The 1,141-nt window shown below is 32.0% G+C and carries 1 protein-coding gene; it reads left to right on the top strand.

The window, feature by feature from the left end; genetic code table 11:
• Positions 1-196: hypothetical protein (locus EV695_RS20220; protein WP_207906903.1), on the top strand; the 196-nt coding region annotated here is incomplete at its 5' end.
• Between the last annotated feature and the right edge of the window lie 945 nt (positions 197-1,141).

Here is a 1,141-nt window from a genome sequence, read left to right as displayed (position 1 = left end):
TAGTGTGGGGCTTCCCCATGTGAAAGTAGGTCATCACCAAGTTATTATCCTGAAAGCCCGTTCTAACGAACGGGCTTTTTTTATGCCTGCGATTTCTATCAAAAAACACTCCAATTTCACCTTAAAGACAGATCGGTTTACGTTGATGAGTTCCATTGTTGCCTGGTATTTGTACGAGCAAATAAGAGCTGATTGATAATTAAACTAGATGTGCTAACAATTTGTTTACATTGTTTACATTGTTGACGTGTAGTGTAATTTCTTCTACTTTGCCTAAATTTTCATCAGGTACGGTTAAGACTAGAGTCTCTAGGTGATTGCTATACTAGTAATTCATTAATTTTAATTGTAAAAAAATGATTTATCAAAAAAGTGCTTGTAAGTGGGGAGGTGGCTTTTTAAGTGTAACTATTGATCAAAAGTCTTTAGTTATCTCGAGTAGTTTTTTTGTTTTATGACTTTATGAACTGTTCTGTAGAAGAAAAACATAAAGGGATGGATTACAGTTTTATAAAAGTCCGAATTAATGAGTCTGTCATTTAATTAAAGATTGCTTAATAGGGTTACATTTTAGGTTAAGTATTCTATTAGACTCTAATTGATTTTGAATCAGATTAATGAATCCGCGCATTTATAAGTATATGTGTTAGTGGTTTAGTGTTTATCTTAATTAACTAAGTAAGTATTAAACTTTCTTTTGATAAATGTAAGTCGGTCAGCCAATAGAGAAGGGCTTAACTTTTTGTTGTTAGGCTATGAGAAAATAAAAATGTAGTAAGAAGTAGTAACGTGGGATAGTCGATCTTTATCCATTATTCTAGTCATTCTTATGAGGTTGGGTACTTATCTCTACCTATTCATTTTATATATTCATTAATTTTGTAATTAATGAGTGAGCTTTGTTAGTGTAATTATGGCTCTCTGTTAAATAGCAGGTATTTTAATTTACCCAAATGATCATTTAACTATTGCATCGAATCTGTAAGTGCCTATAATCCGCCGCTCCAACGAACAAGCTGCTTGTTAAAGTAATCTGTTTGTAGGTTGTTTTGATCTGATTTAAAGTTATTTAAATTAAATTGAAATTAGTAGTTGATTCAAAATGAGAGGTGTCTATAATGCGCCGCTCTGACAGATTAGG

Origin of the sequence: Cocleimonas flava, from assembly GCF_004339015.1 — a bacterium.
GTDB lineage: Bacteria > Pseudomonadota > Gammaproteobacteria > Thiotrichales > Thiotrichaceae > Cocleimonas > Cocleimonas flava.
Note: the sequence above shows the minus strand (reverse complement) of the source record. Positions and strands in the feature narration are given on the sequence as shown.